At 34.4% G+C, this 14,176-nt stretch carries 16 protein-coding genes and 1 tRNA gene; 4 read left to right on the top strand and 13 right to left on the bottom strand.

The features are described 5' to 3' along the window. Positions 1–71 precede the first annotated feature (71 nt). The 3 genes from GVV10_RS03490 to pyrR are packed head-to-tail and all read right to left on the bottom strand — an operon-like array spanning position 72 to position 3,536. A complete protein-coding gene (locus GVV10_RS03490; protein ID WP_159519635.1) occupies positions 72–1,010 on the bottom strand; it encodes a 3'-5' exoribonuclease YhaM family protein in 939 nt (312 codons plus the stop codon). Next, positions 1,000–2,973 (bottom strand): glycosyltransferase, encoded by a 1,974-nt coding sequence (locus GVV10_RS03495; protein WP_159519637.1) that lies wholly within the window; start codon positions 2,971–2,973, stop codon positions 1,000–1,002. The genes GVV10_RS03490 and GVV10_RS03495 overlap by 11 nt, the downstream gene beginning before the upstream one ends. Before the next feature lie 56 nt (positions 2,974–3,029). Continuing rightward, entirely contained in the window at positions 3,030–3,536 is a 507-nt protein-coding gene (gene pyrR, locus GVV10_RS03500) for a bifunctional pyr operon transcriptional regulator/uracil phosphoribosyltransferase PyrR (protein ID WP_159519639.1), read from the bottom strand. Between the two features lie 83 nt (positions 3,537–3,619). Between pyrR and GVV10_RS03505 the strand changes: the two genes are divergently transcribed. Continuing rightward, positions 3,620–3,693: transfer RNA gene (locus tag GVV10_RS03505), tRNA-Trp, on the top strand. A 160-nt stretch (positions 3,694–3,853) separates the two neighbouring features. Here the strand turns inward: GVV10_RS03505 and GVV10_RS03510 are convergent. The 3 genes from GVV10_RS03510 to GVV10_RS03520 form a co-directional block, all read right to left on the bottom strand. After that, positions 3,854–4,117, bottom strand: coding sequence for a hypothetical protein (locus GVV10_RS03510; RefSeq protein ID WP_201289976.1), 264 nt, complete (start codon positions 4,115–4,117; stop codon positions 3,854–3,856). A gap of 77 nt (positions 4,118–4,194) precedes the next feature. Beyond that, on the bottom strand, positions 4,195–4,662 hold the full coding sequence (locus GVV10_RS03515; protein ID WP_159519643.1) for a DUF4352 domain-containing protein: 468 nt from the start codon (positions 4,660–4,662) through the stop codon (positions 4,195–4,197). A gap of 66 nt (positions 4,663–4,728) precedes the next feature. Next, positions 4,729–5,745 carry a serine/threonine-protein kinase gene (locus GVV10_RS03520; RefSeq protein WP_159519645.1) on the bottom strand — a complete coding sequence of 339 codons (1,017 nt, stop codon included), beginning with the start codon at positions 5,743–5,745 and terminating at the stop codon, positions 4,729–4,731. Positions 5,746–5,779: 34 nt separating this feature from the next. Between GVV10_RS03520 and GVV10_RS03525 the strand changes: the two genes are divergently transcribed. After that, positions 5,780–6,202, top strand: coding sequence for a hypothetical protein (locus GVV10_RS03525; RefSeq protein WP_159519647.1), 423 nt, complete (start codon positions 5,780–5,782; stop codon positions 6,200–6,202). 72 nt (positions 6,203–6,274) lie between these two features. Here GVV10_RS03525 and nox read toward each other — a convergent pair whose 3' ends face one another. Then, positions 6,275–7,609: a H2O-forming NADH oxidase gene (gene nox / locus GVV10_RS03530; protein WP_159519649.1), complete on the bottom strand. Its 1,335-nt coding sequence runs from the start codon at positions 7,607–7,609 to the stop codon at positions 6,275–6,277. A gap of 215 nt (positions 7,610–7,824) precedes the next feature. Between nox and GVV10_RS03535 the strand changes: the two genes are divergently transcribed. Both GVV10_RS03535 and GVV10_RS03540 read left to right on the top strand, forming a co-directional pair. After that, entirely contained in the window at positions 7,825–8,994 is a 1,170-nt protein-coding gene (locus GVV10_RS03535; protein WP_201289977.1) for an amidohydrolase family protein, read from the top strand. Between the two features lie 85 nt (positions 8,995–9,079). Beyond that, positions 9,080–9,604: an ankyrin repeat domain-containing protein gene (locus tag GVV10_RS03540; protein WP_201289978.1), complete on the top strand. Its 525-nt coding sequence runs from the start codon at positions 9,080–9,082 to the stop codon at positions 9,602–9,604. Between the two features lie 20 nt (positions 9,605–9,624). Here the strand turns inward: GVV10_RS03540 and GVV10_RS03545 are convergent, their stop codons facing one another. The 6 genes from GVV10_RS03545 to GVV10_RS03570 all read right to left on the bottom strand — a co-directional run bounded on the left by GVV10_RS03545 (position 9,625) and on the right by GVV10_RS03570 (position 14,168). After that, complete coding sequence (locus tag GVV10_RS03545; protein WP_159519655.1) at positions 9,625–10,446, bottom strand: hypothetical protein; 822 nt, start codon at positions 10,444–10,446, stop codon at positions 9,625–9,627. After that, positions 10,443–10,970 carry a VanZ family protein gene (locus GVV10_RS03550; protein WP_159519657.1) on the bottom strand — a complete coding sequence of 176 codons (528 nt, stop codon included), beginning with the start codon at positions 10,968–10,970 and terminating at the stop codon, positions 10,443–10,445. The genes GVV10_RS03545 and GVV10_RS03550 overlap by 4 nt, the downstream gene beginning before the upstream one ends. A gap of 90 nt (positions 10,971–11,060) precedes the next feature. Then, the gene (locus tag GVV10_RS03555) at positions 11,061–11,660 is read right to left on the bottom strand and encodes an NAD(P)H-dependent oxidoreductase (protein WP_159519659.1); all 600 of its coding nucleotides are present in this window, start codon (positions 11,658–11,660) and stop codon (positions 11,061–11,063) included. 29 nt (positions 11,661–11,689) lie between these two features. Beyond that, positions 11,690–12,112 carry a MarR family winged helix-turn-helix transcriptional regulator gene (locus GVV10_RS03560; RefSeq protein ID WP_201289979.1) on the bottom strand — a complete coding sequence of 141 codons (423 nt, stop codon included), beginning with the start codon at positions 12,110–12,112 and terminating at the stop codon, positions 11,690–11,692. 63 nt (positions 12,113–12,175) lie between these two features. Beyond that, positions 12,176–13,324 carry a hypothetical protein gene (locus GVV10_RS03565; RefSeq protein ID WP_159519663.1) on the bottom strand — a complete coding sequence of 383 codons (1,149 nt, stop codon included), beginning with the start codon at positions 13,322–13,324 and terminating at the stop codon, positions 12,176–12,178. Between the two features lie 16 nt (positions 13,325–13,340). Continuing rightward, positions 13,341–14,168, bottom strand: coding sequence for a Cof-type HAD-IIB family hydrolase (locus GVV10_RS03570; protein ID WP_159519665.1), 828 nt, complete (start codon positions 14,166–14,168; stop codon positions 13,341–13,343). Between the last annotated feature and the right edge of the window lie 8 nt (positions 14,169–14,176).

The following is a 14,176-nucleotide window of genomic DNA, read 5'->3' on the forward strand; positions in this document are numbered from 1 at the left end:
TCGTAATTCCTCCTAGAATATTTATTTTTACTTTATTAGTATAGCATAACTCAATGCGGTGTCAAGTGTTTTTACTTAACACCTTTTGCTTTATAAAAATTTCGATTTCCTAACGCAAACATTCTTGGACTAAAACTTCCCTCTTCTTGATCATCATAGAACTTTTCAAACATATTGGTTCGAGCGTCCATGTTATCAATGAAGTTCAGCATCTCGGCTTCTTTTGTTAACGGAACAACAGGTGAACCGTATTCCATCTCTCCGTGATGGGATAAGAGTAAGTGGCGCAACAAGAGTGTTTGTTCAGTATCTTCAAGCCCCAAATTACGAGCAATGTGAACAAGATTCGCATGCATGATTGAGATGTGACCCACAAGTTTACCTAACGGTGTGTACTCACTTAAAATCGGTGCGCTATATTCGTCAATTTTACCCATGTCATGAATTAAGACTCCCGCCATCAATAAGTCACGATTATAAATTGGATAGAGTTCACAAATTGAATTTGCTAATTTTGCCATACCATAGACATGACTTGCCAACCCTCCTACAAAATCATGGTGATTTCGAGTCGCCGCTGGATATTGAAAGAACTTATCCCCATAAAACGCAAAACATCCGACAACTAAATCCTTTAAGATAGGATCTTCAATCGATTCGACAAATCCTGCAATTTCCTTTTTTAAAAATGTAATATCATACGAAGATGATTGCACAAATTCACTAAGATCAAAAGCATCTTGATCCAAAGACTTTGCCTGGTGAACGCGTAATTGTAAATTTTGTCGATACATCAGTACATCAGCATCAACCTCAACAATCATACCAACCTTTAAGATTTCTTCTTGTTCTGGCTTAACATCCCATAGTTTTCCTTCAATTTCACCAGTGTTATCTTGGAAATTAACTGATAAATAAGGCGCTCCATTTTGGGTCACACCTTTTGTGACTTGTCCAACTAAAAGAGCAATCGTAACACGTTCTCCTTTTGTAAATTCTTTAATTTTCATTCTCAAACTCCTTCATAATCTCTAAAACCATATCATAGTCATAGCCTTTTGATAAGGCATGGCGTATGACTCGGTTCTTCACTTCTTTTCCTTCATAGCGTCGCTCAAATCTGCTTTGAGCTTTAATCATTAAATCTCTAAGACTTTCTAACTCAAGTTCTTTTCCATAATCATCTGTTAAGTTATTAAGTATTTGACCAACATCATCAAAGCCATAACCCTGACGGACTAAATGTTGTTTTAAACGATCTTCACGTTGGCGAATTGACCCTGATGTTTGAGCTTGCATAAAGTTTTCTGCCCTTCTTACACCACGTTCAATATAGTTGTCATAGTCCTCGTTCTCTAAAATAGATAAGACTTCTTCTTCCTCATAACCTCGTTTGATCATATCTTCTAATATCCAATGATTTCCTCTGTTTTGATCCCGTAAATAATCAACACGATCATAAAGATATCGTTCATCATCAATAAAGCGTCGCTTCTCTAATAATTGAATAACGACCTTGATTTGATCTGGACTTAGTTCAGTCTTTTTGCTTAAGTACTCACTCATTTCAAAACTTGTGAAATCTTTCATACTAATTCTCTTTAACGCTAACTGATAACCTTCATAAATATTTTGATCTGCTTGTATTTCATCAATCTCATGACGAGACATTTCTTGACCAACCTCCAATTCTCTTTTTTCAAAAAGGATTGGGTCAACATACATTATTTCTTCATTCCCTTTTGAATCAAGTGTAATCGATACTTCATCACCCAAATCTTCAATTTCCGTAATTTCATAACGACCATAAAATACATCTAAAGCTTTTTGATAAACGTCTAATACCGCTAAACCAAACGCTTCACTGGAAAAACTTCCTGCTTTATTTAAAGCATTTTGTCTAAATACAGGTTCTAATTCTTCTTGGTTCTCAATATACTCCTGTGCTTTCACAACAAATTCATCACATGTTTCAAATAGAAACCCTGTTTCTTGATCAATAATAATTCCTTCCAAGGGTTCATCTGGGCGTGCAAAGACAGGCTTTCCACACGCCAACGCTTCAATAAAGGTTAAACCTTGAGTTTCTGTTAAGGACGCTGAGGTAAATGCATCAGCAATGTGATAGTAATACGGAACATCATCGGATGGAACAGCGCCAATAAACTCGACATCTTTTGATAGACCGCGTTTCTTCACATCAGCTTGTAAATCATCCATTGAAGGTCCTGCACCCACAATCAATAAGCGTGCTTTAGTCTTTGTTTTCAGCAAGGCATCAAACCCTTCAAGCACTACATCAATTCCCTTTTCTTTTGCTAATCGTCCAATATAGACAAAATGAAAAATACCCTCTTTAACATATTGAGATTTAATATCAAGAAGCTTTTCTTCATCAATATTTCTAAACCGTTCTAAATCTAATCCTGTTGGAATCACAACAATTTCTTTTTTAATGTCATAACCCATAAGCATCAACTTCGTTTTTTCAGAAGGTGCAATAATAATTTGTGATGATTTCGATAATGACCGACTCATTTTCGCTACCGCTTTTTTGGAAAATTGATCCATAATCTTCGATCCTAGAATATTGACATAATGAGTATAGTCTTCATAAGTTGTATGATACGTAGAAATCAGCGGAATACTCAACGTATTGGAAACATAGCGGGCAAATAAACCCACCCCAAATTCTGAGTGAACATGAATGACATCCAAATCCATTTCTTCAATAAAATCCATTGCTTGCATATGGAGTGGACTCGACATCACATAACCATATAAAAACTTTAACTCTACACCTGGCAACCTTAAAATGTTATTGTCATACGATGTTTGAGTAATAGAGGGCTGATTCGTAACGATATAAACCGTGTGTCCCAACTTCTCCAATGCATTTTTCAGTGTCTTAATCGATATAACAACTCCGTTTATATCAGGTTCATAGGTATCCGTAAATAATCCAATTCTCATTATTTCCCTTCCTCTCTTGAAATAAAACCCCTGTTCATATCATAGGGGTTTTATATTTAGAATAATAAAACTGCTTCGTCTTTATCATCTTCCACAAGTTTAACCCGAACTTTTTCATTTAAACTTGTTGGAATATTTTTCCCCACAAAATCAGCCCTTATTGGCAACTCACGATGACCACGATCAACAAGTACTGCCAACTGAATTTGACGTGGACGACCATTGTAGACAATGCCATCCATCGCTGCCCGTGCCGTTCTTCCTTTATATAAGACATCGTCAACTAAAACAACCACTCGATCTTGGACCGAAATTGGTAAACGAAATGCTTCACTGTCTGATTTCATATCATCTCGCCAATAACTAACATCTAAAGAAGCCACTGGCACATCTACATTTTCAAATTCTTTTAATAGTTTTGCCATTCTGAATGCTAAAGTTGCACCCCGAGTTTCAATCCCAAGTAAAACGACCTTCTCTAACCCTCTATTTTTTTCAATAATTTCATGGCACATACGTACCATTGAGCGTTTGATTGCATGCTCATCCATAATGATTTTCATATATAAACACCTCTTTAAATATTATAGCAAAATCATCTTGAAATTGATATATCGTTATGTTATTATTTATAGGCAGCAAATACAGGGGTATAGTTCAATGGTAGAGCAACGGTCTCCAAAACCGTTAATGTGGGTTCGAGTCCTGCTACCCCTGCCAATAGATAATCAAAGCCACTCTAGAGTGGCTTTTTTCATAGCTAAAGTAAAATAAATACATACAAAACACATACAAGTCAAAAATTTAAAGATACTACCTGAAGATAAAACATAGAAAAGCAAGTTGAATAAGTATCAACCTGCTTTTTGTAATAACCATCTCATTCTTTCTTCATCTTGGCAAACGCAACAAATGTTAAAATCATTTGGATAATGACAAACATAAAGTAAAATGGAAATAATAGCATCGCAACTCCATACATAATCCCAGAAGTTAAAGCAAAGCCTCGACGCCCCATACTCCAAGCTAAGACATTAAATAAAAGAGCAATTCCAGTCGCCAAAATATGTGGAAGGATAAGAGCCGAAGCAATAGCAGCACCTGCCTGCTCAGCTGAACTCCCCGCACCTAAATTTCCTGCCATATAGTAAATAATATAAATTATATAAAGGACTGTTAAAATACTAGAAACTAATAAAAGTTTGTTTTTCTTGTTCTTTGTCATTTTACAATAAATTTAAGAGGATCTTTACTGCTAAAACTTGGTTTATAATAAGCATTCAATGCCTTTTCATCGCCTGTAACAACGAACCCCTTTTCTCCTCTCATCTTTTCTCCAGGAAGGATATCACCATCTAGATTACCATCATTATCTCCCCAAATATTTACTTCCTTTTCTCTACCCTCGTCATCCTTTAGAGTTATATCCATAATTCCAGCAATATATACCGATTCATCACTTGTATTTTCAAATGTAAAATCTAAAGCAAGCCACTCTGTACCTTCTTCAGGTTTCAAAAATTCATCCCCTTTAACTGTTCTCATCGAATTCAATGTAATCTTAATGTCATCGATGACTGCGGTTTCCCCAACTTTAAATTCAGTTTTTACAGGTTCTTTTTCACGCTCTTCACTAGCACAAGCACTCATTAAAATAAGTACTAAAAGAGCAAGCAATATTCTTTTCATATTGACCTCCGTTCGTTATAAACTATATCAATATCTGAAATCATATTGGTATGCTGAGAGCATACATTATAAAAAAGGAGATAAAAACATTAAAATTACAAATACTAGAAAGTAATACATTCCGATTAGCATAAAATTTGTGATGAACTTATGCTTCTTAATATTTCTTGGCGCAAAGCGGTGAACATTAAGATAATTTGTGGGAATAAACAAAAATGGAAGCATGAGAAAAGCAAATCCTATTTTCGCAGAAAGATGATTCTTAGGACCATTGCCTTCACTACCATCTTCAGCAACCAAAACTAAAAGAATAAAAATGATATACACAATACTTGCTATAATTTTATTCTTTTTAATTCCTCGTCTAAATCCTGGTAATGCATATTGGGACTTACCTAGTTTAATTCTTTCCAAATCTAATTTTAATTCATTAACATCACCGTAACGCTCGTCTGGATTGATTTCCATACATCGATCAACAATAGGCTTCAAGGGGTTTTTCTTAGATATCGGTTGATTTTGGTCTCCTGTCATAAGATACTGAGCTAATGCACCAAAACTATAGATATCACTTCTTTCATCCGTCCTTGAAAAACCATATTGTTCTGGCGCAGCAAATCCAACACTGCCAAACATATGCGTATCTTTATTCCTATGTTTATTTTCATCAATTTTAGCAATATCAAAGTCATTGATAATAACATTTCCATTCAAGTAATAAATATTATCAGGTTTCAAATCACGGTGAATGATCTCATGGCTATGGAGAAATAGTAGTCCATCACAAATCTGCAATAACACATTTAATAACATATCATGGTTATTAATTGGTAATATATCCGATAATGTGATATCTCCTATATACTTCTCGTGAACAATAATCTTTGTTTCATCTCGATCAACTTTATATATTGGGACAATATTAGGATGACTGTATTTTAAAAGAATTTGATAAATATTTTCATTGTCATGCTGATAATATTCTTTAACAACATGTTTAAAGCTATCAGTCTCAATTAAATAGATTTTCTTAGCATAGTTTTCTTTTATTAGTGTTTTTGCTTGTTTTGTGTTATTTTTCATATAAACATTGTATCATAAGATTATACTAAGGGAGATGATTGAAATTAAAAACGATACCGAAAATTTGCTACATGCCTTAAAACATTCTTCAAGAGATGATTTAGACACAATTGAAAAAAACATCAAATCTCTATCTTTTCTAGACTTATTGAATAGTTTTTATCAAGATTTAAACTATAACAAAGCAGATGTAATACAGCAAACCACCATAGATCGCACCTATGCCTATCAGATATTTGATGGTTCAAAAAAACCTGGTCGCGATAAAGTCATTCAGCTTTGCCTCGTAGCGAAATGTAATGTGGAGAATACTAATCGTATTTTGACATTGAGTGGTAATGCGCCTCTCTATCCAAAAGTAAAACGGGATTTATACATTATTTTTTGTATCAATAACCATTACTGTGTTTCGGAAACTAATTACTTGTTATATCAAGAAGAGTACGGTACTTTATAATTTAAGTATCGAACTTTTTATATGAAAAAGACCCTCACGTTAACGTGAGAGTCTGAAGGGGGGGGGGATATTTTATTCGCTTGCTGAGAGTGCAGCCATTGTAATGTAATTATATGGCTGGTTAAAATGTGGCAAGAAAAAAATGTCTAAGAGTTGAATTTCTTCAATCGTCACTTCTTTCATAATTGCGAGCGAGAACATATGGATGGCCATTGATATATCCGTATATGAAGCAAGTTGAGCTCCTAAAAGACGACGAGAGTTTCGATCATATAAAATCTTAATCATGACGTCATTGTTATCATCCATGAATCCTGGTTTTTGTAAATCTTTAAATTCTGTTGAAACGACATCAAAACCTGCATCTTTTGCAGCTTGAGTGTTTAAACCGGTTGAAACCATGTTGTATCCATAAATTGAGATTCCATTTGACCCTTGGACACCTAGTGATTTTAAAGGCGTACCTCCAACATTATGGCCCGCTACAATACCTGAACGAACTGCGTTTGTAGCCAGTGCGATATAGGTCGTTTTTTGAAGTGCATTGGAGTAAATTGTTGCACAATCTCCAACCGCATAAACATCATCATCACTTGTTTGTTGATGTAAATCTACAAGATAAGCACCATTATCAAAAAGTGTTAAATGATCTTTCCCTAATTCGTTGTTTGGTCTAAATCCAATGGCAAGAATAACAAGTTCAGCATCGTAGGTCCCTTTATCAGTTACCACATGCGATACTTGGTCATCGCCTTTGAATTCCACAACTTTTTCACCATAATTTAATTTGATACCTTGCTTTGACATTGCTTTGTTCATTTCATCAGAAATCTCTTCGTCGTAATATGAACTCAAGCACGTATTTGCTGCTTCAATAACACGAACATTTTTTCCGCGTCGTCGGGCAGCTTCTGCCATTTCAACTCCAATGTATCCAGCACCAACAACCACGACATTATTAACATGTTTCTGATCAAGGAGTGCATCCACTTTTTGTGAATCTTGGAATAGTTTTACAAAATGGATCCCTTCTTTATCATTACCTTCGATATGAGGCGCAATCGGAATTGAACCGGTTGCTAAAATTAACTTATCATAATCAATGCTTGTCTCGTTATTATCTTTATCACTATAACGGACTTTTTTATTAGTAAAGTCAATTTCTTTTACATCGGTTTCCATCTTAATGTTTGCACCTTTTGCAATGAAGTCATCTTTATTTGTATAGAACAACGCATCCGATGACGGAATTTGATGCCCTACCCATAAAGCCGTTCCACATCCTAGATAACTAAGGTTTGTATTTCGATCTAAGATTGTCAGTTCACAGTCTTTATATGTATCCAACAGAGTATTTGCAGCAGCTATTCCTGCATGATTCGCTCCAATCAAAACAACTTTTTTCATTTACTGTCTCCTATCTTTATGTATAAATTCTACAAATCGTTTTATTACATCTTTATTATCGTTTAAAAAATCCTTTCCAAGCGGAAATTGTCATGAATGAAGTCGTGTATGCTATAAATTAACACCTTAACACAAAACTTTCACATTCACTTTATTTGCTAGTCTTTCGTTAATTGTTTACAATTTTCTTAAAGAGAGAGGAAAGGATGATCGTTATGTGGTATACAAATTTACGTTTAGAAGAAAGTCTAAGCAATAATCAAACAAATACAACTTACATGTCGCTTTTTATCGAACAGGGTCTTATTAAAGACATTAAAGAAGGCTTTGTTGAGGGGGGCGTTGATATGAATGGCTATTTAGCATTGCCTGCCTTAAAAGATCACCACATTCATTTAGATAAGATTCATTATGGCGGTCCTTGGCAATCAGTTATCGATCTAAATTCTGTTGAAGAACGAATTAAAGAGGAAGAACTTTTTTTGAATGATTTTTTAGAAACAAGTAAAGAACGAGCTCAAGCCTTAATCGATCTCGTTTGTTCTTTTGGAGCAACTTATTTAAAAGTTCATGTTAACGTCGACCCCATTATTCAGTTACAAAATCTAGAAAAAATTTACTCAGTATTAGAAGATAACCGTTACAAACTAGACTACGACCTTGTCGTGTTCCCTCAACATGGCTTTCTAAAATCTGTTCATCTTATAGAAGAAGCCTTAGCATTACCCTATGTAAGTACACTTGGGGGTGTTGATCCAGCAAGTTTAGATGGTGACGCCATTCAAGTATTAGATACGACCTTTTCTTTAGCAAAGAAATACGATAAAAAAATTGATATTCATTTGCATGACCGGGGAACTTTAGGTTTGTGGCAAATCAACGAGATTATTAAACGAACTCAAGCACACAGTTTTGAAGGTAAAGTCGCAATTAGTCATGCCTATTGTCTAGGCGACTTCAATGAACAAGATTTGAAGGCAACGCTTCAATCATTAAGTTCATTAAACATCACTATTAATACAACGGTTCCGCTTAACACTTCAAAGCCTCCTTTGCCTCTTTTAGATAAATATAATGTTAAGTGTAATATCATTAACGATAACATTAATGATCATTGGTCCCCTTTTGGAAGCGGTGATTTAATTGAGCGAAGCAGTCGAGGAGCCGAGGTTTTTCAAAGAGTTGATGAGTTTGGCCTTTCACAAAGCCTAAAATATGTCACCGGAGGTGTAACACCTCTTGATAAAAACGGCGTAAGACAATGGCCTGTTTTAAATGACGAAGCAAGTATTTTATTTACCAACGCATCATGCAGTGCCGAGCTTATTGCCCGTATAAAATTTGATCGAAAAGTTATGGTTAAAGGAACTTTAATCAATGAATAAGGTATTTATATTTTTATCACTTTTCTTAATCATACTGGTGTTTGGAATATATTTTTATACAAATCATAATAAGGAGGACGTTATTGTGTCAAACACACAGAATATAAACACTCAGAACAAATCAGATGCTTTAATGATTGCTGTTCAAAGTAATGATATTGAAACAGCAAAATATCTTATTGACCAAGGGGCAAACGTTAATATGCTCGATTCACTCCACGACACGCCATATCTTTATGCAGGCGCTGAAGGTCGTCTTGAGATTTTGGACTATATGTATCAAAATGCTGAAATTGATTATGATATCCGTAATCGTTATGGCGGAAACACATTGATTCCTGCTGCCGAAAAAGGTCATATTGACACTGTTCGTCTAATTTTAGATTATGGAAAAGAGCCCATCGACCTTCAAAATAATTTCGGATATACCGCACTAATTGAAGCTGTAGCATTGGGGGATGGTTCTGAAGTATATCAAGATATTGTAAAGTTACTCATAGAACATGGTGCTGATCCGACTCTTCAAGACAATAGCCAAAAAAGTGCCATTGATTATGCTGAACAATACAACTATACATCTATATTAGAAAGTCTAAAATCTCAACAATAAAAAAAACACGAAGCCAAATTTTATCCTTGACTTCGTGATTTTAGTATATTTTTTAGGATTATAGAAATAACCATGACGATTAATAACGTTAATGTAAACGGATTGATAATTGATATATTGACCTGGGCCGCAAGTCCTGGATCTATCTTATTTAAAAGCCCCTTCGCAATCAATGAGGTGCCAAGATTCAGCAGGAATGCTAAGCCTGCAATCAACCCAAAGGATTGAAGTATTTTCTTTAATTCCCTATTGATAAAAATGATTAATACCATCGAAACCATGGTGATGATACCGCTCATCAACCGAATGTCTTTTATATTTGCAAAGAAAAAGTCAATGGCTTTAATCATTTTAAGTTTATCAGGTCCAGTTTTTTCCTTTACAGTTTCTAAACCTTGACGATAAGCATCATCAAAATCTATTCGTTTCACGACTTGATCTATAATGATTTCACTGTATGCTGGATTGATTAAATCTCCAGTTAACCCGACTATCTCTTTATTATATTCTTTTAAAACACCTTGGACATCCTCATTGATCGATGTATCAATTTCTTCTCTTGCAAGGTCATGAATGATAATTAATGAATATTTATCAATTAATGAATTCACGGCAGGATCTTCTTTAATTTTCGTTTTTAGCGTAAGCACAGATTCTTCCTGTTGCAAGGGAATAATGGCATTAATTTCTGCGACTAAGCGATCAATTCCTTGATCAATAGCCTTCTCAACTAAAGCATGAGACGCTTCAGTGCGAAGATCATTCACAGTATACGTATTAATAAATACCACCATTGAAAGTGATGCGAGTAAAATAATAATTGATGTCATAATTTTTTTCATATTTTATTCTCCCCTTTTAGTTCATTTAGCAGCGGTTTTGCGATAATAAAGTATAGCATATAGCCAATGACTCCACCGATCGTATTGGTTATTAAATCTGTGATATCACTTGATCTTGATGTGTTAAACATCTGTAAAAATTCGATAAGTAAACTAAACATCAATGAATAGACCGTTATTTTAGGAAAGGTAACTTTTTTATGTTTAAGTTCACTTTGAACTATTGGGAATAAAAAACCAAACGGCATAAACATGATTATATTAAGTAACACTTCGCGCATTGCCGGCCCTCGAGAATTGATAACATCACCGAAAGCTTCAGTATGCAATGAAAAAGAAAAACCTGATGACCAAAGATGACTCAAGGGTCTAAACGGCATTAACGTAACGGCATAAACACCAATCAAATAAGCGCTAAAAAGAAAGAGCAGCACCTGTTCTTTCCTATCTAATCTTGCCATTTTGGGTCTAACACCATAAAAAATAATTAAAAGAATGACCACATAATCTAAAAAATACCTCATCTCATCACCTAAACCTGTGCTAATTATACCATATCTAAAGGATACAATTGTAAAAAGAAAATGAAAAAGGAGCATCAGCTCCTTTAATTATTATTTAACTTTATTGGCAATTTCAAGAGTTCTAACAGTTTGATGATAAACTGCATCTTTAACATCTTCAATCATTTGACCATTTTGATCCACCGTAACACTTGTTCCGTATGGATTTCCACCTGCTTTATAGATTACTTCATCTGTATATGCAGGTGGTACTATAATTGCACCCCAGTGCATCATACTTGTATAAAGAGAGACAATTGTTGCTTCATGACCGCCGTGCATATTGCCAGCACTTGTCATTGCTGAAACAACTTTATTCATTGTTTTACCTTGACTCCAAATTGGACCTTGAATATCAATGAATTGCTTTAATTGTGATGGAACATTTCCAAAACGTGTTGGTGCTGAGAAAATAATAGCATCTGCCCATTCAATATCATCTGATGAAGCAAGTGCAACATCTTTCATCATTTCAGTTGTATTTTTCCAAACTTCATTCCCTTGAACTACTGCGTCAGGTGCTAGTTCTTGAACTTTTACAAGTCTGACATTTGCCCCTTTTTCTTCGGCTGCTGCCTTGGCCCATTTTGCCATTTGATAATTTGTTCCACTCATTGAGTAAACAATAATTGCTAAATTTGTATTTTTCATACAATCTCCTTTTCAAATATATTGAAGTTTCAGATCGATAAACCTAGTTTTTTTAATGATTCTATCATTGTTTTCTTTTCATCATCATTGAGCACAGAAAATATTCTAACTAAATCTTGTTTATGTTTTATAAAAACATCGTCCATTAAATTTAACCCATTCATCGATAAACTTATGTGAAATACACGGCCATCGACATTGCATTTTCGGCGCTTGATTAAATTTTTAGTTTCAAGTTGTTTTAGTGTATAAGCAATACGACTACTGGATATTAGGATTTTTTCAGCAATCTCTTGCACTGGCAGCTCCCCTTTATGATACAGGACTTCCAAAATACCAAACTCACTTGGACTTATACCTAGTTTTTTTATTTCTTTTTCAACAGCTTGTTCAACTGATTTCATCGCTTTTGACATGACAACAAATAGTTTTAAACTTAAGGTCTCGTCCATCTTCTTCTCCAATCTAGTTTGATAATATCTAAAATTTGAGATACTTTCAAATCATATGCTCTCTTATAAGATAAATAATAAATTTAGTGTTTGATCATAGACTGCATAGCCAACTTCCTTATGATGAATTTTACCGGTAACATCTCTAACAATCAGCCAATCTTCATAAAGATCTGCTTCAAAATCCTCTGTCCAAGAACTAAAAACATAGTAATTTGAATCAAAAGCTATAAATGTATCTTTGAGTCCATGTTCGATTGGATGATAGTCTCTGTCAATAAACACAGTGTTGCCCTCATCGAAATAAACAAATTCATTTTGAACAAAGGCTAAGTCCATCAATTGAGGAACTTGCGTATAATTAAATGCTTTCCCTGTTTCTTGATATTCTCCATGTTCAATTTTACATGATTTAACCACTTTGTCTTTAAAGTTATAGTATAAATATCCTTGATTATTATTTTCAAAAACAAACTCATACGCCTGCAATTCTTTTATTATATCTAAACTTAATTCTTTCGCTTGATCTTTGAGTGATTCAATTAATGTTTTTATATCGATTGAACAAATAACATCGTTTGACCCTTGATTATTGTGGAAATTAATTTCCTCTTCGTAAGGGTCTTTATTATAAGGTACATGCATGAGATGAATCGAATTGTTATGCTTGGATAAAAAATAATTATACTTTGTAAAAAACGAATCCTTAAGGCGATGATCAAGTATCTCATAGCTCTCTTTGCTCAAAACATCATGGAGATAAATATGTTCTTTTTCCAGATCATAATGCCATGTATCCGCTTCAAAAAATCCTGCTTCACGCGCATTTTTAACCAACACATAGTTTGGTGATAAAACCAAAACTTCTTCATCCTCTTTTGTTTGATACAATTCTTCCTTTGAATTTTTTATCCAATCAATCACACCCACAGACAGGACATCTTCGTTAAAATATTCATAAGTTAAAAGAGAATCATTAAGATAATCAATGCGAAGGCTGTCAAGGTCCCCTTCTTCAAACTGTGTTAACACTTTATATTCGTTTTGTTTCACATAACAAATGAACACTTTTGCTTGATTTTCTCCTTTAACTAATACAATCTTTTTATCCTGGTCTGAATAAATCGGAACAATTTCTTCCAAATCTAAGTCTAAGTCATCTCGAAGACGGACAACTTTAATTTCTGTATTTCCTAATTTTTGTATATTCACGTTTTTTCCTCTTTTTCTATTTCAATAAAAACTTTGCAATTCCTTGGTCATCATTGGATTCACAGATATAGTCTGCATAGTGCTTAACTTCTTGAGGTGCGTTTTCCATTGCAACCGATACAGAAACTCGTTTGAGTAAACTGATATCATTCATACCATCACCAAAAGCTATGGTCTCTTTGTTATTAGTTTTAAGGTAATCTAAGAGGTGGTCGAAGGCTTGCCCCTTGTCTGCACCAATCGCTGTGTATTCATAATAAAACGACCCAGTAAATCCACACGTGTACTTTTGAATGAATGGCAAAGCCAGGTCATCCTGAACTGTTTGTAAATACGTTTCGTCTCCTGCTACCAATACTTTATAACAAGGGCTCTTCACCCAGTCTTGAAGGGAAGCCTGTTCAAAGAGCAAGAACCCTCCACCTCGAGACTCATATTCAATCACGTTAAATGTTAGATCCCCTTCAATTTCAATTGTTTTAAACACATCTTCAACAACCATATACCTATCGTCATTTAGCATTGGGATGACGTCAAATTGTTCTAAATGAGCCAGTATTTCTTTGACTTCATTAATTTGTAAGTATCGATCCCAAATAATTCTATCTTCTTTCATCGAGTACAAACAAGCACCATTGTAAGAAATAAGGTAACCATCAAAACGATCCATTTCTAATTCAAGTGCATAATCATACATTCCTTTTGTTGGTCTCCCTGAAGCTAAGACAATCCGTGTTCCTGCAGCTTGCATTTTTTTTAGAACGTTTTTTGTTTCATTGTCAATTTTTTTATCTGAATTTAACAAAGTACCATCCATATCCATTAATATCATTTTATACATCATACTCTGCT

This window comes from Erysipelothrix urinaevulpis, assembly GCF_009828835.1.
Taxonomy (GTDB): Bacteria; Bacillota_I; Bacilli_A; order Erysipelotrichales; family Erysipelotrichaceae; genus Erysipelothrix; species Erysipelothrix urinaevulpis.

Coding starts and splice junctions, on each gene's coding strand:
- GVV10_RS03490 (WP_159519635.1), bottom strand. CDS start 1,010: ATGAAAATTAAAGAATTTACAAAAGGAGAACGTGTTACGATTGCTCTT.
- GVV10_RS03495 (WP_159519637.1), bottom strand. CDS start 2,973: ATGAGAATTGGATTATTTACGGATACCTATGAACCTGATATAAACGGA.
- pyrR (WP_159519639.1), bottom strand. CDS start 3,536: ATGAAAATCATTATGGATGAGCATGCAATCAAACGCTCAATGGTACGT.
- GVV10_RS03510 (WP_201289976.1), bottom strand. CDS start 4,117: ATGGCAGGAAATTTAGGTGCGGGGAGTTCAGCTGAGCAGGCAGGTGCT.
- GVV10_RS03515 (WP_159519643.1), bottom strand. CDS start 4,662: ATGAAAAGAATATTGCTTGCTCTTTTAGTACTTATTTTAATGAGTGCT.
- GVV10_RS03520 (WP_159519645.1), bottom strand. CDS start 5,745: ATGAAAAATAACACAAAACAAGCAAAAACACTAATAAAAGAAAACTAT.
- GVV10_RS03525 (WP_159519647.1), top strand. CDS start 5,780: ATGATTGAAATTAAAAACGATACCGAAAATTTGCTACATGCCTTAAAA.
- nox (WP_159519649.1), bottom strand. CDS start 7,609: ATGAAAAAAGTTGTTTTGATTGGAGCGAATCATGCAGGAATAGCTGCT.
- GVV10_RS03535 (WP_201289977.1), top strand. CDS start 7,825: ATGTGGTATACAAATTTACGTTTAGAAGAAAGTCTAAGCAATAATCAA.
- GVV10_RS03545 (WP_159519655.1), bottom strand. CDS start 10,446: ATGAAAAAAATTATGACATCAATTATTATTTTACTCGCATCACTTTCA.
- GVV10_RS03550 (WP_159519657.1), bottom strand. CDS start 10,970: ATGAGGTATTTTTTAGATTATGTGGTCATTCTTTTAATTATTTTTTAT.
- GVV10_RS03555 (WP_159519659.1), bottom strand. CDS start 11,660: ATGAAAAATACAAATTTAGCAATTATTGTTTACTCAATGAGTGGAACA.
- GVV10_RS03560 (WP_201289979.1), bottom strand. CDS start 12,112: ATGGACGAGACCTTAAGTTTAAAACTATTTGTTGTCATGTCAAAAGCG.
- GVV10_RS03570 (WP_159519665.1), bottom strand. CDS start 14,168: ATGATGTATAAAATGATATTAATGGATATGGATGGTACTTTGTTAAAT.